General features: G+C 65.5%; 22 protein-coding genes, 1 tRNA gene and 1 pseudogene. 7 read left to right on the top strand and 17 right to left on the bottom strand.

The window, feature by feature from the left end; genetic code table 11:
- Positions 1-23: 23 nt before the first annotated feature.
- A complete protein-coding gene (locus CAL29_RS10320; RefSeq protein WP_094852961.1) occupies positions 24-359 on the bottom strand; it encodes a DUF883 family protein in 336 nt (111 codons plus the stop codon).
- Between the two features lie 326 nt (positions 360-685).
- Between CAL29_RS10320 and egtD the strand changes: the two genes are divergently transcribed.
- The 5 genes from egtD (at position 686) to CAL29_RS10295 (ending at position 6197) form a co-directional block, all read left to right on the top strand.
- A complete protein-coding gene (egtD, locus tag CAL29_RS10315) occupies positions 686-1693 on the top strand; it encodes an L-histidine N(alpha)-methyltransferase (RefSeq protein ID WP_094852960.1) in 1008 nt (335 codons plus the stop codon).
- A gap of 159 nt (positions 1694-1852) precedes the next feature.
- A tRNA-Met gene (locus CAL29_RS10310) sits at positions 1853-1929 on the top strand.
- A gap of 175 nt (positions 1930-2104) precedes the next feature.
- Positions 2105-2605: a sigma-70 family RNA polymerase sigma factor gene (locus CAL29_RS10305; protein WP_094852959.1), complete on the top strand. Its 501-nt coding sequence runs from the start codon at positions 2105-2107 to the stop codon at positions 2603-2605.
- Between the two features lie 24 nt (positions 2606-2629).
- On the top strand, positions 2630-3628 hold the full coding sequence (locus tag CAL29_RS10300) for a FecR domain-containing protein (protein ID WP_143277653.1): 999 nt from the start codon (positions 2630-2632) through the stop codon (positions 3626-3628).
- A 103-nt stretch (positions 3629-3731) separates the two neighbouring features.
- A complete protein-coding gene (locus CAL29_RS10295; protein WP_094852957.1) occupies positions 3732-6197 on the top strand; it encodes a TonB-dependent siderophore receptor in 2466 nt (821 codons plus the stop codon).
- A gap of 208 nt (positions 6198-6405) precedes the next feature.
- Here the strand turns inward: CAL29_RS10295 and CAL29_RS10285 are convergent, their stop codons facing one another.
- From CAL29_RS10285 to CAL29_RS10240, 11 genes and pseudogenes are all read right to left on the bottom strand, one after another.
- Positions 6406-7215, bottom strand: coding sequence for an amino acid ABC transporter ATP-binding protein (locus tag CAL29_RS10285; protein ID WP_094852955.1), 810 nt, complete (start codon positions 7213-7215; stop codon positions 6406-6408).
- Positions 7196-8128: an amino acid ABC transporter permease gene (locus CAL29_RS10280; protein WP_094852954.1), complete on the bottom strand. Its 933-nt coding sequence runs from the start codon at positions 8126-8128 to the stop codon at positions 7196-7198. Before CAL29_RS10280 ends, CAL29_RS10285 begins: the two co-directional genes overlap by 20 nt.
- Positions 8128-9054 (bottom strand): ABC transporter substrate-binding protein, encoded by a 927-nt coding sequence (locus CAL29_RS10275; protein ID WP_094852953.1) that lies wholly within the window; start codon positions 9052-9054, stop codon positions 8128-8130. The genes CAL29_RS10280 and CAL29_RS10275 overlap by 1 nt, the downstream gene beginning before the upstream one ends.
- A gap of 254 nt (positions 9055-9308) precedes the next feature.
- Positions 9309-9629 carry a DUF3325 domain-containing protein gene (locus CAL29_RS10270; RefSeq protein ID WP_094852952.1) on the bottom strand — a complete coding sequence of 107 codons (321 nt, stop codon included), beginning with the start codon at positions 9627-9629 and terminating at the stop codon, positions 9309-9311.
- On the bottom strand, positions 9622-11349 hold the full coding sequence (locus tag CAL29_RS10265; RefSeq protein ID WP_094852951.1) for a PepSY-associated TM helix domain-containing protein: 1728 nt from the start codon (positions 11347-11349) through the stop codon (positions 9622-9624). Before CAL29_RS10265 ends, CAL29_RS10270 begins: the two co-directional genes overlap by 8 nt.
- The gene (locus CAL29_RS10260) at positions 11346-11711 is read right to left on the bottom strand and encodes a hypothetical protein (protein ID WP_094852950.1); all 366 of its coding nucleotides are present in this window, start codon (positions 11709-11711) and stop codon (positions 11346-11348) included. The genes CAL29_RS10265 and CAL29_RS10260 overlap by 4 nt, the downstream gene beginning before the upstream one ends.
- 29 nt (positions 11712-11740) lie before the next feature.
- The gene (locus CAL29_RS10255) at positions 11741-14197 is read right to left on the bottom strand and encodes a TonB-dependent receptor domain-containing protein (RefSeq protein WP_094852949.1); all 2457 of its coding nucleotides are present in this window, start codon (positions 14195-14197) and stop codon (positions 11741-11743) included.
- 343 nt (positions 14198-14540) lie between these two features.
- Positions 14541-15131, bottom strand: coding sequence for a FecR family protein (locus CAL29_RS32185; protein ID WP_306430682.1), 591 nt, complete (start codon positions 15129-15131; stop codon positions 14541-14543).
- Positions 15121-15567, bottom strand: a pseudogene (locus tag CAL29_RS32180) (DUF4880 domain-containing protein); the annotation flags it as partial. The gene CAL29_RS32185 and the pseudogene CAL29_RS32180, both read right to left, overlap by 11 nt.
- Before the next feature lie 41 nt (positions 15568-15608).
- On the bottom strand, positions 15609-16196 hold the full coding sequence (locus tag CAL29_RS10245) for a sigma-70 family RNA polymerase sigma factor (RefSeq protein ID WP_179283976.1): 588 nt from the start codon (positions 16194-16196) through the stop codon (positions 15609-15611).
- A 123-nt stretch (positions 16197-16319) separates the two neighbouring features.
- Entirely contained in the window at positions 16320-17237 is a 918-nt protein-coding gene (locus tag CAL29_RS10240; protein ID WP_094852948.1) for a bifunctional helix-turn-helix transcriptional regulator/GNAT family N-acetyltransferase, read from the bottom strand.
- Positions 17238-17516: 279 nt separating this feature from the next.
- Here CAL29_RS10240 and CAL29_RS10235 point away from each other — a divergent pair, with 279 nt between their 5' ends.
- Positions 17517-19064: a methyl-accepting chemotaxis protein gene (locus CAL29_RS10235; protein WP_094852947.1), complete on the top strand. Its 1548-nt coding sequence runs from the start codon at positions 17517-17519 to the stop codon at positions 19062-19064.
- 260 nt (positions 19065-19324) lie between these two features.
- Here the strand turns inward: CAL29_RS10235 and CAL29_RS10230 are convergent, their stop codons facing one another.
- Positions 19325-19654 (bottom strand): hypothetical protein, encoded by a 330-nt coding sequence (locus CAL29_RS10230; RefSeq protein ID WP_143277652.1) that lies wholly within the window; start codon positions 19652-19654, stop codon positions 19325-19327.
- A 254-nt stretch (positions 19655-19908) separates the two neighbouring features.
- A complete protein-coding gene (locus tag CAL29_RS10225) occupies positions 19909-20115 on the bottom strand; it encodes a cold-shock protein (RefSeq protein ID WP_179283975.1) in 207 nt (68 codons plus the stop codon).
- A 364-nt stretch (positions 20116-20479) separates the two neighbouring features.
- Between CAL29_RS10225 and CAL29_RS10220 the strand changes: the two genes are divergently transcribed.
- Entirely contained in the window at positions 20480-20815 is a 336-nt protein-coding gene (locus CAL29_RS10220) for a hypothetical protein (RefSeq protein WP_094852944.1), read from the top strand.
- A 397-nt stretch (positions 20816-21212) separates the two neighbouring features.
- On the opposite strand, the gene CAL29_RS10215 is transcribed toward CAL29_RS10220, so the two are convergent.
- From CAL29_RS10215 to purB, 3 genes are all read right to left on the bottom strand, one after another.
- Positions 21213-21518, bottom strand: a complete 306-nt coding sequence (locus CAL29_RS10215) for a hypothetical protein (RefSeq protein ID WP_256977333.1) — start codon at positions 21516-21518, stop codon at positions 21213-21215.
- A gap of 94 nt (positions 21519-21612) precedes the next feature.
- A complete protein-coding gene (locus CAL29_RS10210; RefSeq protein ID WP_143277651.1) occupies positions 21613-21792 on the bottom strand; it encodes a hypothetical protein in 180 nt (59 codons plus the stop codon).
- Positions 21793-22192: 400 nt separating this feature from the next.
- Positions 22193-23569, bottom strand: coding sequence for an adenylosuccinate lyase (gene purB / locus CAL29_RS10205; protein ID WP_094852942.1), 1377 nt, complete (start codon positions 23567-23569; stop codon positions 22193-22195).
- Between the last annotated feature and the right edge of the window lie 49 nt (positions 23570-23618).

Below are 23618 nucleotides of genomic sequence, written 5' to 3'. Positions count from 1 at the left end.
CGGCGCCCGGGGCGCGCACCGCCTCAGCGGCGGTCGCCCGAGCTCAGGCAGGCGCCCAGCAGCAGGCCCACCAGGGCGGCCACCCCGATCGACTTCCAGGCGTTCTCGTGGACGTACTGGTCCGTCAGCTCGGAGGCGCGTCGATAGCGTTCCGACGCGGACTGCTCCCATTCGCCTGCCATGCCGCGCGCCGTTTCCAGTTGGCGGCGCAGGCGCCGGCGCGCCTCTTCGACCTCTTCGCCCGTATAGGAGGCGGTCGAACGCAACAAATCCTCCGTGCCGGCCACGAGTTCCCGGAAGCTGGCCGCAACCTTTTCCTTGTTGGCGACGATCTCGGCGGTATGCGAATTCGATCTCATGGCGACTCCTTTTTAGGGATTCCTCCGCTTTCCCGGGCGGGAAACGCGGCGACGGGCCGAACGCCCGTCCTACGCATCCATTGTGGCGGCGCTGTGTTAGCGCTTTGTTTTGTATTGGCAACCAGCGGTAAAGCGCTATTTCATCGTGCACGCTCGAAACCAGGACAGGGTATCGTCCTATCGTCCGTGGATCCCCGGCGGCGGCGCCCCCGACAGGCACGGGGGTTGCTGCCCCGGGCGATTCTCGCGATTCTCGATTCAAGCGATCCAGTCCATCTCGATCCAGCGCATCGCCGTTTGCAGGAACCCCACCTCCGAGGCCGACCATGTACAACCCGTCTTACTCGCCGTACGTTCCCGCCAGCGAGCCTTGCATCAAGGCCGCGGCATCCCCGCGCTTTCACCAGTTGCATTCCGAGGACGACGACGCCGTACGGACCGAAATAGAACGCGGCCTGCGCGCCGACCGTCCCAGCATCAGCCCCAAGTACCTGTACGACGAACTGGGCTCCAACCTGTTCACGGCGATCACGCAACTGCCGGAGTACTACCCCACCCGTTGCGAACGCGAAATCGTCGAACGCCATGCGACGGAGATCGCGCGCCACGTCGGCCCCGTGCGCAGTCTCATCGACCTCGGCGCGGGCGATTGCGCCAAGGCCGAACGGCTATTTCCCTATCTGGCGCCGGCCCAATACGTGCCCGTGGACATCTCCGTCGAATACCTGCGGCAGGCGGTCGACCGTCTCGGCGCCCGCTACACGGAGCTGGACCTGGTGGCCGTCGGCACTGATTTCTTCGAAACGCTGAGCCTGCCGCCGGACGTCGGCGAAACGGAGCGCCTGTTCTTCTACCCCGGCTCCAGCATCGGCAACCTGGCGCCCGACCATGCCGCCGGCCTGTTGAAGCGCATCCGCGAGGCCTGTGCCGGCGGCGGTCTCCTGATCGGCGTGGACCTGGTGAAGTCGCGCGCCCTGCTCGAACCCGCCTACGACGACCCGCTGGGCGTCACCGCCGCCTTCAACCTGAACACCTTGCGGCACGCCAACCGCATCATCGACGCCGATTTCGACGTCGCCCAGTGGTCTCACGTCGCCTTCTACAACGAAGCGCAGGCGCGCATCGAAATGCACCTGCAGGCCGAGACCGACCTCACCGTGACCTGGCCGCGCGGCCAGCGCAGCTTCGCCCGAGGCCAGCGCATCCACACCGAAAACTCGTACAAGTACTGGCCGTCCACCTTCAAGGCCATGCTGGAGCGCGCGGGTTTCCACAACGTGCGCTACTGGACCGACGAACGGGAATGGTTCGCCCTGTTCGGCGCCCGCGCATAAAAGAATCGCTGGCGGCCTTGTTGAAACCAATTTTTCCGTGCTAGAATTTCGTTCTTTCCAAGGCACGCCCTGGATCGCTAACGCAGGCAACACGGCAGCGCAAGCAACCGTGATGAAAGCGGGCAGCACCCAGGAACACAGCGAGCCGCACAGGAAAATGGCGCATTAGCTCAGCCGGTTAGAGCGACGGAATCATAATCCGCAGGTCCCCTGTTCGAATCAGGGATGCGCCACCAAGGAATTCAAGGCCTCCGCAAACGCGGAGGCCTTTTTGTTTGCGCCGCGAAATCAACGCGGCGCCGCAACGCTGGCCGCCGCCTTCGCCATACTTCCTTGATGCTAGAATAAAAACCATTCTCATCATTATCTGGTTGTCGGAAGTGTCTGGCGCCGCAGGCGCGACCTTGCTCCATGTCCATCGTCCCGCCGCCTGTACACGCCGAACTCGGCGCCCTGTATGACCAGCATCATGGGTGGCTGCACGCGTGGCTGCGCGGCAAGCTGGGCAATTCCCACGATGCCGCCGACCTCGCTCACGACGTCTTTTTGCGGCTGCTGGTGCAAGAAGACCCCTCGCCGATGCGCGAGCCGCGCGCCTTTCTGACGACCGTCGCCAAGCGGGTCTTGTCCAATTTCCGGCGCCGGCTCAGGGTCGAGTCCGTCTACCTGGAGTCGCTGCGGGCGTTGCCCGCCCATCATGCGCCCGATCCCGAGGCCCGCGCCCTCGCCATCGAACTGCTGTGCGAGATCGACCGCCGCCTGGACAGCCTGGCGCCGCGCGCGCGCCGGGCCTTCCTGATGTCGCAGGTCGACGAGATGAAGCAGGGCGACATCGCCGCCGCGCTGGGCGTTTCCCTGGCCACGGTGCAGCGCGACATCGCCAACGCCGTCCATGCCTGTTTCTTCGGCTGAAGCGGTTTGCCCGGCGCCCACGACATGACCGACGGCACGTTCGCCTCCCGCCTCGTCCCCCCAGGCCCTCCCATTCCTCCCGCGGTCAGCCGCCAGGCCGTGGCGTGGATGGTCGCCTTGCAGGCCGACGCGGTGCCGGACGACGCGCGCGCCGATTGGCAAGCCTGGCTCCAGGCGCATCCCGACCATCGCCGCGCCTGGGAGCATTTGCAAACGGCGGGCAAGCTGCTGCACGGCTTGCCGCCGGCCGCGGCGCACGGCGTGTTGCGAGGGCGGCTTGCGAATCCCGACAGGCGCCGGGCGCTCAAGCGCCTGGGCATCGTGTCGGCTGGCGGCCTGCTACTGGCCACGGCCGCCTATCGCCATCAGGCAGGCCGAGAGCGCTACGCCACCCGCACCGGCGAGCGCCGGGAAGTCATGCTGGCCGACGGGACGCGGGTCCTGCTCAATACGTGCAGCGCCATCGAAGCCTGTGTCGACGAGCGCCAGCGGCTGATCGCGCACACCGCGGGTGAGATCCTGGTCACCACGGCCCCGCGCGCGGCGCCGCGGCCGCCGCTGTGGGTGGACACCCCCCAAGGCAGATTGAGTTCCCTGGACGCGCGCTTTGCCGTGCGCCTGTACGACGACTATGCCCGCCTGGACGTGTACGAGGGCGCGGTGGAAGTGCGACCGGCGCTGCTGCCGGATTCGCCCACTCTGATCCGGCAGGGCGCGCAAGTCCGCTACACAGCCGGATCGGTGGACCTGCCCCAACCGCTGTCCATCGATACCCTGGCCTGGACGAGCGGCATGCTGGTGGCGGACCGGATGCGGCTGGACAATTTCCTCAACGAACTGGCGCGCTATCGCCCGGGCTACTTGCGCTGTGCGCTGGAGGTGGCCGCCTTGCAGGTGTCCGGCAGCTATCCCGTGGCCGATACGGACAGGGTGCTGGACATGCTGGCGCGCACGCTGCCCGTGCGCATCGAGCGATTCTCGCGCTACTGGGTAACGGTGAAGCCGAGGGCGGAGCGGGCCTGAGCCAAATGTAAAAAATCGCAAGAAGAATGAGGGGTTTGCCGTCGCAGCGGGACATGGGGATAAAGCGCCACGAAAAATCCCTTACCGCAAAGGAAATGCCCTCATGACCGCGCCCCGCCCGGCAAAGCCCACCCGTCCGATTCGCCCCGCTCGTCCGCGGACGGCGCTACGGCGCTTCTCGCGCGCCCTGCCCGCGCCGATGCTGAGCGTCGCCATCCTGTGCGCCGCCGGGCTGGCCTGGCAGGCGCCGGCCGATGCAGCCGAAACCGGCGCGCCGCGTCGCGCCTACGACCTCGCCGCCGGCCCGCTCGATGCCGTGCTGCGTGCTTTCGGCGCCCAGAGCGGCGCCATGATCTCCTTCGACGCCGACCTGGTGGCGGGACGCCATAGCCCGGGACTGCGCGGCAGCTATACCGAACCCGAGGCCATGCAGGCCCTGCTGGCCGGCTCGCGATTGCAGGCCGTGTCCCAGCCCAACGGCGGCTACATCATTCGCGCGCTGCCGGCCCCCAACGCGGCGGCCGTGCAACTCGAACCCGTCACCGTCACCGGTAGCGTGGAAACCGCCCGCGGCCCCGTGACGGGCTACGTGGCGCACCGCAGCGCCACCGGCACCAAGACCGACACCTCGCTCATGGAAACCCCGCAGGCCATCTCGGTGATTCCGCGGGCGCAGTTGCGCGACCAGGCGGTGCAGTCGGTCAGCGACGCGCTCAAGTACACCGCTGGCGTCAACGCCGATCCCTACGGTTCGGACGCCCGGTCCGACTGGTTCTACGTGCGCGGCTTCAGCGCCGACGTGTATTGGGACGGCCTGCGCGTGCCGCAGATCGCCAACCGTCCGGGCAGCTATGCGGCCTTGCGGGTCGACCCGTTCTCCCTGGAGCGCGTCGAGGTGCTGCGCGGTCCCGCCTCCATCCTGTATGGCGCGGGCAACCTGGGCGGGCTGGTCAACCTGGTCAGCAAGGAGCCGAGCGCCGACCCCTACCATGAACTGGCGGTGGACTATGGTTCCCACGATCGGCGCCAGGTGCGCGCGGACTTTACCGGCGCGCTCAACGACAGCGGCACCCTGCTCTACCGCTTCAACGGCCTGGGCCGCCTGAGCGGCACGCAAGTCAGGAATGTCTCGGACGACCGGCTCAATCTCAACCCCTCCATCACCTGGCAGCCCGACGCGGACACGCGCCTGACCCTGTCGGCCACCTATATGCGCGACGTCGCGGACTCGGCGGCCAGCTACGGCCCCATGGTCGGCATGGTGGAGGAAAGCCCCTACGGCCGCATTCCGCGCAGGCTGCTCACCGGCGACCCGGATTTCGACCGCTACGACAAGACGCAGAAAACCATAGGCTACCGGTTCGAGCATCGCTTCAACGACCGGGTGTCGTTCAGCCAGAGCGTGCGCTACACGCACATGGACCTCGACTACCGCACGCTCTTCGGCAGCAAGCTGCTGGCCAATGAGCGCACCTTGACGCGCACCATCTACCAGGCCCGCCCTGTCCTGAACGGCGTGCAGATCGACAACCACCTGCAGTTCGACGCCCGCACCGGCCCCCTGGCCCACAAGCTCGTGGCGGGCGTGGACTTTCAACGCCAAAGCTTCGAGAACCGCGTGTGGAGCGGCGCCGGCACCAGCCTGGACCTGTATTCGCCCGTCTACGGCAACCCCGGAACGCTGCCGTCCAAGGCCACCACCAACACCGACCAGACCCAGAAGCAACTGGGAATGTATTTGCAGGACCAGATGCGCTGGAACAATTGGATCCTGACGCTGGGCGGCCGCCAGGACCTGACCTGGGCCACCACCCGGAACAACAACACCGGCGCCACCAACAAGCAGGACCCCGGCCGCTTCACCTATCGCGCCGGCCTGCTCTATGCCTCGCCGCTGGGCTTCTCGCCCTACGCCAGCTACTCGACGTCGTTCCTGCCCACGCTGAGCACCAACAAGGCCGGCGATCCGCTCCAGCCCACGCTGGGCAAGCAGTACGAGGCCGGCATCAAGTACCAGCCGCCCGGCACCGAGGCCATGGTCACGCTGGCCGCCTTTCACCTGACCCAGACCAATGTCTCCACGGTCGACCCCAACGATGCGGCCAACACCATCCAGACCGGGGAAATCCGCACGCGCGGCATCGAGCTGGAAGGCCGGGCCAGCCTGAGCGACCGCCTGAACATGGTCGCCACCTATACCTACCAGCAACCGGAGGTCACGCGCAGCAACGGCGCCGACCTGCACAAGCGCCCGTATGGCGTGCCCCGCAACATGGCCTCGCTGTGGCTCGACTACACGGTGCCGGTAAACGAGGACTATCGCGTGGGCGGCGGCGTCGGCGTCCGCTACCTGGGCGACACGGCGGGCGATTCCAGCAATTCCTTCCAGGTCCCCTCGGCCACCCTGGTGGACCTGGCGCTGCACGCCGACATCGACAAGCATTGGCGCTTGCAGCTCAACGTCTCCAACCTGTTCGACCGTTTCTACGTGGCGGGTTGCAATACCACGACGCAGTGCTACTACGGCAACGGGCGCACCGTGCTGGGGTCGGTGTCATACAAGTGGTGAGCCAGGTGGCGAGCCGCCTGGGCTTTCATCCCGCGTCCCACGCCGGCGGGACGCGCCCGCCGGCCGAAGTTCTCCACCACGCCGCCAGCCAAGCGGATGGCATCGGCGTAAAGGGAGTACGTCGGGTTCTCGATGAGTACCGCGTCGCCGGGATTGATGAGCCCCAGGATGCCGCACATCACTTGGCGCGGGGGAATCGCCGGCGGCCTCACGCCCTGGCGTTGAAGCGGCCCAGGAAAGCGCGCGTGCGTTCCGCCTTGGGGTTGTCCAGCACGTCGCCCGGGACGCCCTGCTCCACGATGCCCCCGTCCGCCATGAAAACCACCCGATCGCAGACGTCGTGCGCGAACTGGATCTCGTGCGTGACGACGATCATCGTCATGCCCGATTCCGCGATCTCGCGCATGACCGCCAGCACCTCGCCCACCAGCTCCGGATCGAGCGCCGACGTGGGCTCGTCGAACAACATCACGTCCGGATCGGTGGCCAGCGCCCGGGCAATGGCGACGCGCTGCTGCTGGCCGCCCGACAATTGCGCGGGATAGGCGTCGGCGCGCTCGGCCAGGCCGACACGCGCCAGCAGATCGCGCGCGCGCGCCTTCGCCACCGGGATGGCCACGCCCTTGACGTGGACCGGGCTCTCGATGATGTTTTCCAGCGCGGTCTTATGCGAGTAGAGATTGAAATTCTGGAAGACCATGCCCGTATGCGCGCGCTGCCGGGCCAGCTCCTTGCCGCCGATTTCACGCAGGACATCGCCCTTGCGGCGATAGCCGATATATTCGCCGCAGACCTTGATGGTGCCGCCGGTCGGTTTTTCCAGATGATTGATACAGCGCAGCAGCGTGGACTTGCCCGAGCCGGACGGCCCGATGATCGCCAGCACCTCGCCCGCCGACACGTTCAGCGAAATGCCGTTCAACACGACGTTGTCGCCGAAGGCCTTGACCAGGCCATCGATTTCGACTGGATACCGGTACGCCTGCTGGCTCGTCGGCTTAGGCCTGGCCTGATCCATCGGGTAGGTTTCCTTGCAGCTTGCGGACGGCAGAAGCGCCGTGCCCCTTGCCGACCGCGCGCTCCAGATACGTCTGGCCGATCGTCGCGATCGTCACGAGCGCCAGGTACCACAGGCTGGCCACCACCAGCAGGGGTATCACGGCAAAATTCACGGAATAGATATCGGCGACGTTGCTCAACAGGTCGCCGCCCGATATGAACGCGACCAGCGAGGTCGCCTTCATCAAATTGATCGCCTGGTTGCCCGTGGGGGGAATGATGACCCGCATGGCCTGCGGCAATATCACGCGCCGCATGGCTTGCGCCTCGGTCATGCCGGTGGACAGCGCGGCTTCCTTCTGCCCCGTGCTGACCGACAGGATGCCGGCGCGGACGATTTCGGCCATGTAGGCGGCCTCATGCAGCGAAAAACCCAGGATGGCCGCGGTAAACCCGGAAATCAGCGTATTGGTCGAAATGACCTCATGGTAGCTGGTGAAGGGAATGCCCAGGACGAGGTGCGGGAACAAGGCGGCGATGTTGTACCAGAATATCAATTGCACCAGCAGCGGCGTGCCCCGGAAAAGCCACAGGTAGCCCACCGCCACCGGCATCATCACGCGGCTGCCGGACAGGCGCATGACCGCGACGATCGTCCCGATGATGACGGCCAGGATCTGGCACAGGACGGTCAGTCCCAGCGTGACGAGGACGCCGTGCAGCACATGCTGATCGAACAGATAGCCGATCACCACGTGCCACTGCATATTCTTGTTGTTGAGCAGGCTGTTCCCGATCAGGACCAGGAAGACCAGCACCGCCAGCCCGATGAGCAGTTGTATCGGATGGCGGCGCGGCGCGTACACCAGCTTGCGATTGCCCCCGGATCCCGGGCTGGCCTCGGAAGACACCGTGTTCGCCTTGGCAGGCATCACTTATGTGCCGTCATCGCATTGATCGCGGGCGCGTCCATTATCATCTGCGAGACATCCCACTTCGCCAGGATTTTCTCGGCGGCGCCCTGCTTGTAGATGCTCTGGAAGGCCTTGAGCAGCGCGTCGCGCAACTGCGGATTGTCCTTGGGCAGGGCGGCCCCGTGATAGCCCAGCGCGAACAGCTCGCCCGCCAGCTCCAGCTTGCCGTTGGACGCCTTGGCCTGGTGCGCGGCAATCGCATAGTCGATGCCGGACGCGTCCACGCGGCCATTCTCCAGCGCCAGGTACGTGTCGGCGCCGCTCGGATACCTCTTCACGTCGACGGGCTTCTTGCCGTCGGCCACGCACTTGGTGGACTGCTGGTCCGCGAGCTGCACCGAGAGGCTGCCGGTGGGCCCGGCGGCGACGTGGCCGCACAAGTCCGCCACGGAATGGATATTCAAGGGATTGCCCTTGGCCACGATCAGCATCTGGCCGGTCTTCGTGTAGTCGACGAAATCCACCTGCTGCTCGCGCTCGACCGTGTCCGAGAAGTCCGACATCGCCACGTCCACGCGCTTGGACAGCAAGCCGATGATCATGGAGCTGAAGCCGGTGTTGATCACGTTGATCTTGACGTCCAGCACCTTTTCCAGCGCCTGCATGAAGTCGGCCTCGATGCCGGTGATCTTGCCGTCCTGCCGGAACAGGTAAGGCGCCAGGGTCGTTTCGCCCCCGATCGTCAATGTCTTCCTGCTCTTGATATCCGGCGGCAAGGCATCGATGGCGTCCTGGTCCGGCTTCAGGGTGGACAGGAAGTCCGTCGCCAGGAATTCGGTTCCGCCGCCCGCCGGCGCATCGGCCGCGTGCGCGCCCTGGAGAGCGAGGCAAGCGAACGACAAGGACATCGCCGCAGCCGAAATGCAGAGCTTCTTGGTAAACATCGTCTCTCCGGATAAATGGTGGGACAGATCGGTTTACGGCTGCCCGCCCGGAAATACGGAAGCGGGCAGGGAATGCGCCGGCAATGAAGGCCGCCAGGCGTATTGGGATGCTTGCAATACAAAACGCGATAGGCGGCTGAGGATAGCATGAGGGTTCGCGCTGTCGCAATGATCGCCCGGCCCTGTCAACGCCGACTGGAAGTGTCCTACGTTCTGCCAGGTAGCGCCTTTCCATGGGCTGTAGCGCCCTTCCCTTACCCCCGCCCCCACGGCCACAGCAAGCCCAACACGCGCGCGCGCCATGTCAAGGTCAAGGCGACGAAGATGGCGGCGCCCGCCAGCATCATCGTCCAGACCAGGACGGCCATGGACGGTGGATCGGCCATCAGGCAGCAGAGGAAGGACAGGACCAGGGCCGCGGCCCCGAAGCGGCGCAACGGCCGGCGAACGGCGGCGGCCGTTTTCGGCGGGCGCTGCATTGCCTGCGCCCAGTGCGCGTCCTTCGCCAGGGCCAGCCACCCCATGCCGGCCAGATTCAGGACGGCCGCCAGTGACAGCCACAACGCTTCAGGCATGATGCACCTCCGACGCGGGCGGCATGGCCTTGCCCTGCATGCCGCCGCGTTCGCGCAGCGCGAGCTTGCGCGCAGCGCGGACGGCCAGCGCCGCGGCGGCCAACAGGCTCAGGTCCACCCCGGCCACCTGCCAATAGGGCTCCGTGAACATGGTCTTGATCAGGTGGTCGCCGGTCGTGACCCAGTTCAGGACGACCGCGGCCACCGAGAGCGCGACGATGGCCCAGCATTGCTCCCGCCATGCGCGCAGGTAACCCTGCCCCGGATGCGTCAGGACCCGGACCGCCGCGTGCAACGCGCACAGCAGCCACACGCCATAGAAGGCATAGACTTCCAGATCGCGGCCGGCCATGCCGGCGAGTTGGCCTTTATCGCCCACACAGCGATTGGCGAGCAGGAAGGCCCCCGTCGCGGCGATGATGCCGGTGACCGCCGCCACATTCATCACGTTCATCAGCGCGACGTTCAGGCGCGCGCCCCGGCTGCCCTTGTTGCGCGCCTGCGTCCAGTGGAACAGCCCCGTGGCGATCATCGCGCAGGCGCCGAGCCCGCCGAGAAAATATAGCCAGCGCAGCAGCCAGTTGCTGAACTGGAGGTAGTGCATCCCGCCGATGAAGTTCCATACGTTCACCGTGGGCGAAGCCTGGAACGACTTGACCGGATCTCCGGTGGCCAGGGAGAAACGCCTGTTGTCGATGTACTTCGTGACGCTATCCTCGCTGCTCATGCGCAGCGCCACGATGCCGCCGGCGTCGCCGGGATTGTTGGCCCGCACCATGTAGACGGCGCCCGCGCCCCACTCGCGTTCGGCGGCGTCGATCATCGCGTCGATCGACGCCATGCCGGCCGGCTCGCCGGCCTTCGGCGGCCGGACGCGTCCCAGCGCCTCGGCCAGGAACCGGCGCCGGGCCGCGCCCTGGGCGCCCTCGCCGCCGCGCCCGGCCTCTCCCTCCTGGGCGCGCGGGGCGCGGCCCGACGGCTGTCCCGGCGTCGCCGCGGCGGCCCGGGGCCTGGCCTGCGCGCCGGACGCCGACGCCGCCGGACGATCCTGCAGGACGGCATCCGGCGCCTGCGGGAAATAGATCAAGTGCGCGATGACCAGCCCCGACAAGGTGATCATGATGGTGAAAGGCAGCAGCACGACGCCCGTGACGTTGTGCAGGTCCAGGTTCGCCCGCCCGAAACTGCGAAGCAGCCTGAGGGTGAAGAACTCGGCGAATATCTTGCGATGGATCACGATGCCGGAGATCAACAGGACCAGCATGCCCATGCCAGCGATACCCACCAGCCACGCGCCGACATTGTCTTGCCGCAGGGTCAGGTTGTGGTGAAACGGATAGATGAAGTTGCTCGCGCCGCGCGTGTTCGATGCCGGAAGCGGCGCCAGCGTGGCGGGATGGAACCGCTCCCGGACCGGTATGTGCGAGGCCGGCGAGTCGTAGCTCAGTCCCAGGTAAGGGGTGCGCTCGCTGGGCAGGATGATGCTCCAGGCGGAAGCCGCGCGCGCCCGCTCCGCCAGCAGCGGCATGACGTCGCGGTCCACCGACAATGCGGGGAAATCGTGCATGCCGATCCGGGTTACCGGCATCATCCAGCGATCGATCTCCTTGTCGAATACGGACAGCGTTCCCGTCCAGAAGATCGCGAACAACAAGGCGCTCAACACCAGCCCGGCCCAGGTATGAAGTATGCCCATCCGGGCGCGGAATCCCTCTTTCATGCCATCTCTCCCGCCATCCAGGCCGCCGCCATGGCCGCGCCGGCCAGGCCGCCGACGCTCAACCATGCGCGGGCGATGCTCCGCTGCGCGAACGCCCACATCAGGATGACCCACAAGTACAGGAAGCCCGCCATGCTCGCCGCCATCACGGCGTCGGTATCCTTCATGCCCATGCGATGCAGCAGCACGCCCGTCACGTCGACCAGGCGGGAACTCGCGAGGTAGGCCAGCAGGCAGATGGCGATGACGTGCGCGACCAGGCCCAGGCGCCCGATCGCGGCGATCGCGGCCCCCTTCCCGTTCCCCTTCCCCTTTCCGTTCCCCTTCCCGTCCGCGCGCGCGAGCTTGTTTGAATGCGCCATGATTTCCAATCCGATCGAATGGGTGAGGCTCAGAACCGGCCCCGGACGCTGGCGTAGTAGCTGCGGCCGCGCTCCGAATAGCGATAGGCGCCGGTGTCGTTGTTCACCTTGAAGCGCTTGGCGTCGGTAATGTTGTCCACCGTGAAGTTGAACGAGAGGTATTTGGTCAGCGCATAGGTCACGCCCGCATCGAGGGTGATCAGGTCCTTGTCGCTCTTGTCGACGGTGTTGTTCTCGAAGCTGACCGCGGTGATCTGCCCTTCGTAGTTCAGGCGCAGGAAACCCGACAACACGTCGCTGGGACGATAGTTGAGCGTCACCGAACCGTTGTGCCTGGGAATGCCGACCAGCGAATTGCCGTCCAGCTTTGCCAGCGTGTCGCCGAAGGAGCGCGGGCCCGCCGGCGTGTTGATGGTCACGTTGCCCGCGTTGATGCGCGAATCGGTGAAGGTGTAGTTGCCTTTCAGGCTCAGCACCTTGCTGATGTCCCACTTCCCGTCCAGTTCGACACCGCGGATCTTCGCGGTCTTCATGTTCAGCCACGTTCCCCAGGCGGGACAATTCCGGGTTCCGACCGAGCCTGACGTGCAGTACGCCGAAATCCGCCCGCCGCTCCCGTCGTCGAAGAAGTAGGAGTTGGTGTTGATGATCTTGTTGTCGAAGTCGTTGTAGAACAGCGTCAGGCCGCCGCTCAGCGACTCGTCGTCGGTATAGCGCGCGCCGATTTCATAGTTCGTGCTGGTCTCCGGCTTCAGGTCGGGATTGCCCACGATCAGGAACTGGCTGGTGCCGCCGCCGCGCTGCGAGGCCGTCGTGCCGTCGATCTGCGTGATCTTGGGACTCTTGTAGCCTGTCGCTACGCCGCCCTTGAAGGTCCAGTGGCTGTCGTGGTTGAAGACCAGATAGGCGCGCGGCGACACCTGGTTGCCGAAGAACTCGTTGTCGGTAAGGCGCGTGCCCAGCGTCAGGAAAAGCTTTTCGCGCATCAACTCCCATTCGTCTTCCGCGAAATAGGCCCGCTCCGTCGCCTTGCGGGTGCCGTAGCTGCCGCTGCGTCCGCCGCCCAGGTCGCTGTTCGTCAGCCTGTCGTTCGTCCATTGGGAGCCGAGGCTCAACATGTGGCTGCCCAGGCCGGTGACGAACCGGGCGTCGCCCACCTTGTTCGTCGAACCGGTCGTATAGGTGCTGCTGGCCGGATAGGTGAGTCTTTCGTAGTCTTCCTGGTAGTACTTCAGCTCCAGCCTGCCCGCGTCGAATTGCCCCGTATACGCCACGCCCCAGTTTTCCCGGGTCCATTTCCTGTCCGCGATGCTGGCGGTGGAAAGCAGCGTGCCGTCGGGATTGCCGACGTAGTGCTGGCTGGATTTCGCGTAGTTCACGGTGAGGTCATGGTTCCGGTTCGGCGTCAGCCGCAGCTTGCCGCCCGCCGTGCGCCGCGTGGATTCCTGATAGCCGCCGTAGTAATGGTCCTCGTCCTGGTGCGTCTCGTTTCCCCACAGGGAAAGCCCGATCAGATCGCTGACGATGGGGCCGGAAAGATAGAGGTTCTTTTGCTGCTGGTTGCCCATCGAACCGCTGTCCGGCGCCCGGAAGCCGTATTCGACGCTGCCGCTCCATTTCTCGGGCGTCTTCTTCGTGATGACGTTGATGACGCCGCCCATCGCATCGCTGCCGTAGAGCGAACTCATCGGCCCGCGCACGACCTCGATCCGGTCTATCGACGAAAGCGGAGGAATGAAGTTGCTGTCCAGGTCCTCGTTGTTCAGTTCTCTCGGGTTGCCCGTTTCCGATCGCACCCGCATGCCGTCGACCAGCACCAGCGTGTAGCCTTTCTCCATGCCGCGAATCGACAGGCCGCTCTGCCGCCCCGAACCGATCACCGCGACGCCGGGCACTTCCCGGGCGATGTCCTGCAGGGAACTGAACTGGCGATTCTCCAGTTCCTGGCTGGTGATGACGCTGATGCTCGCGGGCGCGTTCCTGATGTCCTGCTCGAAGCCGGAGGCGCTGACCACGGTGACCGGCAATGTCGTGACGTCGTCCATGGCCTCGCGCAGAATGAACTGCCCCTGCGCGTTGCGCGCCGCTTCCAGTCCCGTGCCCGCCAGCAGCCTGTCCAGCGCGGCCTGGGCGCCGAACGTGCCGCGCACCCCGGGACTGGTCCTGCCGCCCACCTGCTCCGGGGTCGTGGCCAGCAGCGCGCCCGATTCCCGGGCGAATCGCGCCAGCACCTCGCCTAGGGACCCGGGGGGAATGTCGTAGGCGCGCCTGTCCTCGGACCGGGCCGAGTCCGCCACGGGCTCCGGCCTCTGCTCCGGCGCTTGCGCGAAGGCAGCGGGGTCTCCCGCCGTCAGCAGGCCGCCGAGCACGGCGAACCGAAGGGCCGCGGCGATCCGCGCGGGACGCCGCCCCTGGCGCCCCCGCCCGGCCTTGCTGGATACAGGGAATGCTCGCCCATGGGAAAGATGGGATAGGCGACGTGACATGACGGACGATGCTCCTCGGACAGGCAGGTTGACGAAACGGAGTCACGCCGTTTCGTCCGTCGAACCGGTTTCCGGGCGCCCCGCGGCGGGCGCGGACGGCAGGAGGGTCGTGGACGTCTTGGTGATCTCTCATCCCTTAATCGAACAAGGGACAAAAACCATGAACCGATTTCGGGGAAAAAGAAGAAATTTTTCGGCGATGGCGCTTGTTCGGTCGCTCGTTCGCCTGTTCGCCTGTTCGCCTGTTCGCCTGTTCGCCTGTGCGCCTGTGCGCCTGTGCGCCTGTGCGCTTGTTCGTTCGCCCGTTCGCCTGTTCGCCCATGCGTGGGCGGCGCCGCCGGCTTCAGCGGCCCGTCGCGGACGGCTTCCTGGCCTCGATGCTGACCCACCACGGCAAGGGACGGCGCACCCGGATGGGCATGACGCTTTCCAGCATGGCCAGCGCCTGGTCGGGATCGTTGGCGGGATAGCTGCCGAAGACCCGCAGCCCGGCCGCCTCGGGCGCCAGGTTCAGGTAGCCCCGGTAGTGCCGGCGCAGCTCGTCCACCACGTCGGCCAGCGGCACGTTCTGGGCGATGAGCACGCCCCGGGTCCAGGCTTCCCGCGCGAGATCGGCGGGCGCGGCGGCGGATACGCCGTCCGCGTCGTAGCGCACCTGGCTGCCGGCGCGAACGATGGCGGTGGCGCCCGCCCGCGTATGCACCTCGACCGCCCCCTCGTAGACGGCGAGCCGGGTCTGCGCGCCAGCGCCCTGCCGCACGTCGAAGCGCGTGCCCAGGGCGCGCAGCCGGCCATGGGCGGTATCGACGTAGAAAGGCCGCTGCCGCGGGTCCTGGGCGGTGTCGATGAGGATTTCCCCCCCGCACCAGATGCAGCAGGCGCTGGCTCGGCTGGTAGTCCTGGTTGAACGCGCTTTCGGCGTTGAGCCAGACATGCGTGCCGTCCGCCAGGCGCACCGCCCGGATCTCGCCGGTGCCGGTGCGGTAGTCGGCCAGCCAGGCCGCCGTCATGCCGGGCAGCGGCGTATGGCGCCACGATGCCCAGCCCAGGACGCCCGTGCCGGCCACGCCGGCGATGACCAGCAGCGCCTGGCGCCGCCGGCCGAGCTTGCTGCTGGACTGCCGGTAGGCGGACGCGGCGAGGCGCGATTCCTGGCTGGTCTTGATGGGCGCGAGCCGCTGGCTGAGGTTTTCGATGTAGGCCCAGGCCTGCCCGTGCTCCTCCGAGGCCGAGAGCCAGTCCTCCCAGCGGCGGCGCTCGGCGGCGGTGGCCTCGCCCGACAGCAGCAGCGCGAACCAGTCGGCGGCCTGCTTCAGCGCCTGGTGCGAAGGCCTGGACGCGGGCGGATCGAGGGACGTGGTGGTGTTCACGGCGAGAGCGGCAGGTTAAAGCAGCAGCGCGGGCCGCGCCGTCAGCGAGCGACGGAAAGCGGGTCGCAGCCGGATGGCATCGGCTCGCCGCCGGCAGCCGTTTCCGCCGTCTGCCCCAGCTCCAGATGCAGGCAGTGCAGCGTCGCCCTGGCCACGTACTTGGCGACCATGCGCACCGACACGCCCAGTTCCTTGGCGACCTCCGGGTAAGTCATGCCGCAGGCCGCGGCCATGACGAAGGCCTGCGCCACCTTGGGCGGCAGGCTGCGCAACAGGGTATCGATCTCGTACAACGCTTCGAGCACGATGGACTGGTGCTCGACCGAGGGCGCCACCGCCTCGGGCTGGGCCGCGAGGGTATCGAGCCACGCTTGCTCGATGCCGCGCCGCCGCCAGAGGTCCACGCACAGGCCTCCCGCCATGGTGCGCAGGTAGCTTCGGGCCGCCGGCACGCTGTCGAAGCGGCACGGCTTCACGAGCAGCCGCACGAACGCATCGTGCGCAAGATCCGCGGCGTCCGCCGCATCGCCCAGGCGCCGGGCGAGCCACCCCAGCAGCCAGGCATGATGGTCGCCATAGAGCGTCTCGACGGTCGGAGAGGACGCATAGTCCGCAGTATTCAAAGCCATTTCCCCGCCCCACGCCTCGATTCCGGACGCACACGAACACTAAATGATAATAGAAATTATTCCTGATTATCTATAACTTTCCGCCGTATGGCAATCCGCGCGTATGGACGAGCGCCCGCGCGCTCACAGGTCGCGGGCCAGGACCTGGCCGACGAGGTCCTGGCCGAAACTATGGTGCGGCGCCTCCTCCACCAGGCGGAATCCGGCCTTGTCGTAGATCCGGCGCGCCGCGGTCAGCACGCTGTTGGTCCATAGGACCATCTTCCGGTAGCCGGCCTGGCGGGCGAAGCGCAGGCATTCCTCCACCAGGCGGCCGCCGATGCCGAGGCCGCGGGCGCAGGGATCGACGTAGAGCAGACGCAGCTTCGCGGTGGTCTCGTCCTGGCGCACGATGAATACCGATCCGACGACCTGGCCGTCCTTTTCCGCGATCCAGCAGCGCTCGCAAGCAGGATCGAACTCGCGCACGAATCTGGCCGTGATTTCGGCGACCAGCGCTTCGTATTCGTTGTTCCAGCCGTATTCCTGTGCATAGAGCACGGCCTGCCGGTGGATGATCCAGCCCATGTCGCCCGCTTGCGGGCCGCGCAAGAGATAGCTTGCCGAGGGCTCGCCGAGCACCGCCTGGATCCGGGCCATCGCATCGATCAACGATTGCTGGGCGGCCTCCGGCAAGCGCTCCAGCATGGCCATGACCTCGCGGCGCGCGCCCTCGTTCAAGGGCGCGAACATCTCCCGTCCCGCGTCCGTGAGTTCCAGCCGCGCGACGCGCGCATCGGCCGGCGAACGCGTCTTGGCAATCAGCCCCTTGCGCTCGAACCGGGAAATCACCCGGCTCACATAACCCGCGTTGAGGCCGAGCTCATGGCACAGGTCGGTGCTGGCGAGCGACGGCCGATGCGCGAGCTCATACAGGATGCGCACCTCCGTCAGCGAAAACTCGCTGTCCAGCAAATGCTCATGAAGCACGCCTATCTGGCGGGTGTAGAAGCGGTTGAAGCGCCTGACGGCGTCGGCCCGGCTTGCCATTCGGTCGGTCATGTCTGTCTCCTCAATTAGTTGCTTTAGGCAAATTATTTATTGCCTGGAGCAATTATGTCAACCACTGGGCCGCCCTGTCCCATCACTTGTCCTATCACCTGCCCAATCGCCGAAATAGCGGATCGATAACGCTTGATATGGATCAGATAGCCCCATCCTCGCCGGATATAAGATCTACCGCCGCGTTGCGTCGACGCCCGCAAGCGAAGGCTCGCCGCTTGTTCGTCGCCGCCGGACGCGCGCGCAAAAACTCAAAGAAACAGTTGATAAGGCAGGAAAGTGAAAATCGAAAATCTGAAGATCGGGATCAGGCTGGCAATCAGCTTCGGCGTCATCCTGGCGCTATCGGTCGTGCTGGTCATGCTCGCAACCTCGTACCTGTCGCGCATCGGGCAACTCAACGGTTCGATCGTCAACAAGGAATGGCCCAAGGCGGACGCCGGCGCCAAGATCAGCGCCTTGATGCGCTCCAATGCCAGGAGAACGCTGGAATTGCTCGTTTTCACCGATGCCGCCGCGCGCGACGACGCGCTTGCCCGGATCGCCAGGAACAAACAGAGCATCGACAACCTCATCCAGACACTGGAGGGGCTGCTCTATACCGCCGACGGAAAATCCTTTCTCGCCGGCTTCAAGACCGCGCGCACCAAGTACGTGGAATCCTTCACCGCCGTGGGCGAGCTGGTGAAGGCCGGCAAGATGGACGAGGCCCGGCGGCTCGCCCAGAGCGAAACGATGCCGCGCCTGGACGCGGCCATCGCGCACATCGATAAGCTGGTGGGCCTGCAAGGCGAGCTGTTCGCGCAGCGTGGAGAAGAAACGACGCAGACCATCGCCACCGCGCTAAAGCAGTTGCTTGCCGTCAGCGGCCTGGTGATATTGCTGGGCGCGGCGCTCGCCTTCTGGATTACGCGCTCCATCACCGCGCCGATCAGGGAAGCGGTCGGCGTCGCCGTGAAGGTGTCGCAGGGCGACCTCACGCAACGCATCGAGGTCAAGCGGCGCGACGAGATGGGCCAGTTGCTGGGCGCCCTGCGCGACATGAACGAAAGCCTGCGCCACATCGTCGACGACGTGCGCCAGGGCTCGGACATGATCGCCACGGCGACCAGCCAGATCGCCGCGGGCAATACCGACCTCAGCGCCCGCACCGAGGAACAGGCCGCCTCGCTGGAGCAAACCGCCGCGAGCATGGAAGAACTGACGGCGACGGTGCGCCAGAACGCCGAGAGCGCCAGGCAGGGAAATGCCTTGGCGATGGACGCGTCGGGCGTGGCAACACGCAGCGGCGAGGCGATCGGCCGCGTGGTGCACACCATGCGCGAGATCTCGGACAGTTCGTCGAGGGTCGCCGACATCATCGGCACCATCGAAGGCATCGCCTTCCAGACCAACATCCTTGCCTTGAACGCGGCCGTCGAGGCGGCGCGGGCGGGCGAACAGGGCAAGGGATTCGCCGTCGTGGCCACCGAGGTGCGCACGCTGGCGCAGCGCTCGGCCTCCGCGGCCAGGGAAATCAAGGAATTGATCGACGAGTCGGTCAGCCGCGTGCAGGCCGGCGAGGCCCAGGTCAACGAGGCGGGCGGCACGATCAACGACGTCGTCGCGGCCGTGCGCCGGGTCACCGATTTGATGGGAGAGATCACGGCGGCGTCGGCGGAACAGCACCAGGGCATCGAGCAGGTGGGCCAGGCCGTGGCCCAGATGGACCAGGTCACGCAACAGAACGCCGCCCTGGTCGAACAGGCCGCCGCCGCGGCGCAGTCGTTGCAGGAACAGGCATCGCGCCTGGTGGCCCAGGTCGGCGTATTCAGGCTGGCTGCCTGAACGCGCTGGCCTGCCCGGTTTCCGGATGACGCCGCGGAGACGCCGTCATCCGAAAATACCGTGTCCGTATTATGGACCTTTCAAAATCGCCCGAAATCCTGAAAGCGCGGTTTCCCCGGCGCGCGGCCACGCATGGCGGAGGTATTTCCCGATTATCCGGGGAGCGCTGAATTTACGTATGGAAACGCGCCGTTCACTACCAAAGTATTATTTGTATTCGACTAAAGACATTATCTCGGCGTGACGTCTTCGGCGTAATTCTATTTGGCGCCCGGATCGTAGAAAGCCGCCAGCAGTATCCCCAGGACCGAGGCGCCGAAGGCGATTTTCACCAGCAGGCGCAGTTCCATATTGGTCAGCGTATGGGGCAGGTACTGGTTCACCAAGGGGCCGGGGAACCACAGGCGCAATCCCTGGGGAAACAGGACGACGGCGCCCACGATGACGAGCCGCCCCACCCACAGGAGCTGGCGGGGCCAGGCATGGCGGCGCAGCCAGGCCTCGGTCAGCCAGGCCAGCACCGTTCCGGCGATCAAGCCCCATATCCCCGTGCTCAAGGCCGCTCCAAGCGTGCCCGTCATGCTCATCACGACCTATGCTCCAATCCCATGAATTTTTCTCATTATGACCGAGCCGGGGGCTGGCGCCCGGGCTGACGGGATAGACTAGGCGGTAAGCGTAACGTGACCGGTCGCGGCGTTGTAAAAAAGCAGCGATGGCGGAGGCTGGCCGTATGGCCAGCGCGGTCCGCGCGCGGACGGCGGGCAATAAAAAAGCCCCAGCAATTGCGGGGCTTCCCACCCTTCAGCAGCCGGCAAGGCCGCCGAGGCTAGTCATCAGCAGCTTATTGCGGCTGAATCTTGGTAGCTTGCGGACCCTTGGGGCCGTTGGCGACAACGTAGCTCACGCGCTGGTTCTCTTCCAGCGAGCGGAAGCCCGAGCCCTGGATTTCGGAGAAGTGCGCGAACAAGTCCTTGCCACCCGCGTCCGGGGTGATGAAGCCATAACCCTTTTCAGAGTTGAACCACTTAACGATGCCGGTTTCTTCCATACCGTCGTTTCCTTGCATAAATGGGCGATCAGAAGCCCGGGATAGGAGCGCATTCAAGCAAGGGACGGGACAATGGGGAGACCGCGAAGAACTCGACAACTGTACAGATACCGCACGCTTGAAAACCTCGACGACACTATGAATCGGTCGGGGATTTAAGTCAAAAACATTTTAGTGGAAAATCGCTTTAATTGAAACTGGATGCTACAACCGCCTGCAAACTAACGGTCACACTTACTGAGCGTTGCACCTAGAGCCGCTTATTACGGCACCTTTGATGAATATGTCACTACATCCCGCGGTAACGCAGCCTGTTTTTCAGGCGGCGCATCGCGGGATACCCGAAACTTACCCAGGTGAACTCATGGAAATCATCAGTACCCGCCGCCAGGACATCGTCGGCGGCATGGCCCTGCACACCACGCTCGACGGCGAGCCCATCCGCGCCTATGCGGTGATCAGCGCGCCGGATTTGAATGCAATCGCGCATATCGTTCCACCCGAGGAAGTGGAGGCCGGCGGCGAAATACACGCCACCGCCGTGACCGACGCGGAGAGCGCCGAGAGCCAGGTGGCCGACGTGCTGGACAACATCAATCCCCACGACATCGCCGTGTTCCTGTGCGCCGACGATGCCGCCTATGCGGCCGCGCTCGCCGTGCTGGGCCTGCGCGACGGGCAGGACGCCGGCCTGCATTGAGGCCGCGGAAGGGACGGGCACGCGCCTTGCCTATTGCCGGACGAGCCGGTCATTACCGACCGGCATTGCATAAGGAGACCGACATGCGCGGCATTCTGCTTTGGCTATTGGGCATTCCCATTCCCGTCATTATCCTGCTCTGGCTTTTTCACGTGATCTGACCGCCGCGCGGTAATCGCCTTCCCTTCGGAAACAAACCCATCCACGCCGCGCGGCTTATGCCGCGTGTCGCCTCCAGGGCGCTTTTCCTGGAGGCGGCCCGGCGGCAAAAAAGCCACGCATCGCGTGGCTTTTTTCTTCCCCTGCAACCCGGCGCGGCGATGGCGGCATACTGCGTCGCAGTCCTTTCATGCCGCCCGCCATTCAACCGGGATTTAATCCATACGCATCATTCCCCTCAGCCCGCCGGCACCTGGTAAATACGCTTTTCCGCCATGCGCGCCGGGGTTTCCGTATATATGAAATTCGGCCGCGCGCCCGTTTGCACCGGGGCCAGGCGAAACCCCATATCCATGCCCCAGCGGTCGGTTTCGCGCACCCACTGCGTATGGCAGCAGGAGCAGCGATAACGGTCCTCGCGGTGGTTTTCGCGGTGCTTCTCCGTGGGCCGGACAAAGCCCTCGTGCACCAGGCTGGGATGGGCTTGCAACCCGGAAGTCGCAACGGCAATGCTCTGGCAAGGCAGGCACATCATGGCACTCATATTATTCTCCATGTATTGAGGTAGATATAAACGGAAGCGGCAGCTCGCCTCCGTCCGCAGCGAAAAGAAGACGGAAAAAACGGGAATGCATAAATCAGGTCAAATCGTCGGGCGACAGGATTTCCAGCACGGCCCTGCCATCGTCGATACTTTCCCCGACGGATGCGAAACACACGGGCGAGACGATGAAACGGACCGACGGCGGCGCGCAGCGCCGGTCTTCCACCAGGATTCGCCAGTTGTATTTCCCGTTCTCCGCCGGATCGACCAGCAAGGTGGCCCCCCACCCATTCGAATTTTTTGCAAAAACTTCCATTACGTTTCGTGTTTGCCGTGGATGCCCTCCTTCAGCAAGCAGCGTGCCTGACCCATCGAAAGGCGTGGCGGAAGTTCCTTTTCCCTATGAAGCAGGCCAGCCCGCGGGCGCAGGCGCGGGCGGCCGGCCTCTTTTCGATCGAATTTGGGGTGCGGGAAATAGATACAAAACGCGCGAGGCAAGTAACCCGATTTTTCCCACGGCGGGCAGGCGCCCTCCCCGCATGCCCGCCACAAAGCAAAACGCCCCGCATGAGGGGCGTTCAACCTGCAAGCTGCAAGCGCGCAAAGGCGCATGCAAGGGCGCCGGGCCTCGATTGCCGGCCGCCGGGCTCGCCGGCGGCCGCCGCCCGCTCCCGTCAGACGGCGCGGGCGAGTTCGACCGCCAGGCCGACGTAGGAGCGCGGCGTCATGGCCAGCAGCCGCGCCTTGGGTTCCTCGGGCAGCGCCAGGCCCTGGATGAACTCGCGCAGCGCGCTTTCCGTGATGCCCTTGCCGCGGGTCAGCGCCTTGAGCTGTTCGTACGGCTGCGGCAGGCCATAGCGGCGCATGACCGTCTGCACCGGCTCGGCCAGCACTTCCCAGGCGGCGTCGATATCCGCGTCGATGGCGGCCGTATTGACCTCCAGCTTGTCCAGGCCGCGCAGGCAGGCATCCCAGGCCACCATGCAATAGCCGAAGGCCACGCCGAGGTTGCGCAGCACCGTCGAATCGGTCAGGTCGCGCTGCCAGCGGGACACCGGCAGCTTGTCCGACAGATGGCGCAGCGTGGCGTTGGCCAGGCCCAGGTTGCCTTCGGAGTTCTCGAAGTCGATGGGATTGACCTTGTGCGGCATGGTCGAGGAGCCCACCTCGCCTTCCTTCAGGCGCTGCTTGAAGTAGCCCAGGGAAACGTAGCCCCAGACGTCGCGGTCCAGGTCCAGGATGATGACGTTGGCGCGCGCCACGGCGTCGAACAGCGCCGCCATCCAGTCATGCGGTTCGATCTGGATGGTGTGACGGTTCTGCGTCAGCCCCAGGCCATTGAGGACGCGCTCGCTGAAAGCCGGCCAATCGATTTCCGGATAGGCCGACAGGTGCGCGTTGTAGTTGCCGGTGGCGCCGTTGAGCTTGGCCAGCGGCTGCACGGCGGCGACGGCGTCGATGGCGCGCAGCAGGCGGGCCGCCACGTTGGCGAATTCCTTGCCCAGCGTGGTGGGGCTGGCCGGCTGGCCGTGCGTGCGCGACAGCATGGGCTGGGCGGCATTGGCCTGGGCCAGCGCGACCAGCTTGGCGGCGACTTTCTTCAGCGTCGGGAGCACCACGTTGTTGCATGCGCGCGACAACATGAGCGCATGCGAGGTGTTATTGATATCTTCCGAGGTGCACGCGAAATGGATGAACTCCGCGGCGCTGGAGAGTTCGACGTGATCCGCCACCTTTTCTTTCAGCCAGTATTCCACTGCCTTGACGTCATGGTTGGTGACACGCTCGATTTCCTTGATGCGCGCGGCGTCGGCCTCGTTGAAATCGGCCACCAGTTGCGTCAGCCGGGCGCGCGCCTCGTCGGAAAAACGGGGCAGTTCGGGCAGGCCGGCGTCGGACAGCGCCACCAGCCAGGCCACTTCGACTTCGACGCGGTGCGCCATGAAGCCCGCCTCCGACAACAGGCCGCGCAAGGCGTCGCCGCGCGAGGCATAGCGGCCGTCGAGCGGCGAAAGAGCGTTGAGTTGGCTGAGGGCGGGAGCGATATGCATGGGATAGGGCTGAAAGAGAGGAAACCGTTGAAAAGCGGGGCGATTTTAT

Source organism: Bordetella genomosp. 10 (genome assembly GCF_002261225.1).
GTDB lineage: Bacteria > Pseudomonadota > Gammaproteobacteria > Burkholderiales > Burkholderiaceae_B > Bordetella_C.
The sequence above is the reverse complement of the archived record's forward strand: the minus strand, read 5'-3'. Positions and strand labels throughout refer to the sequence as shown.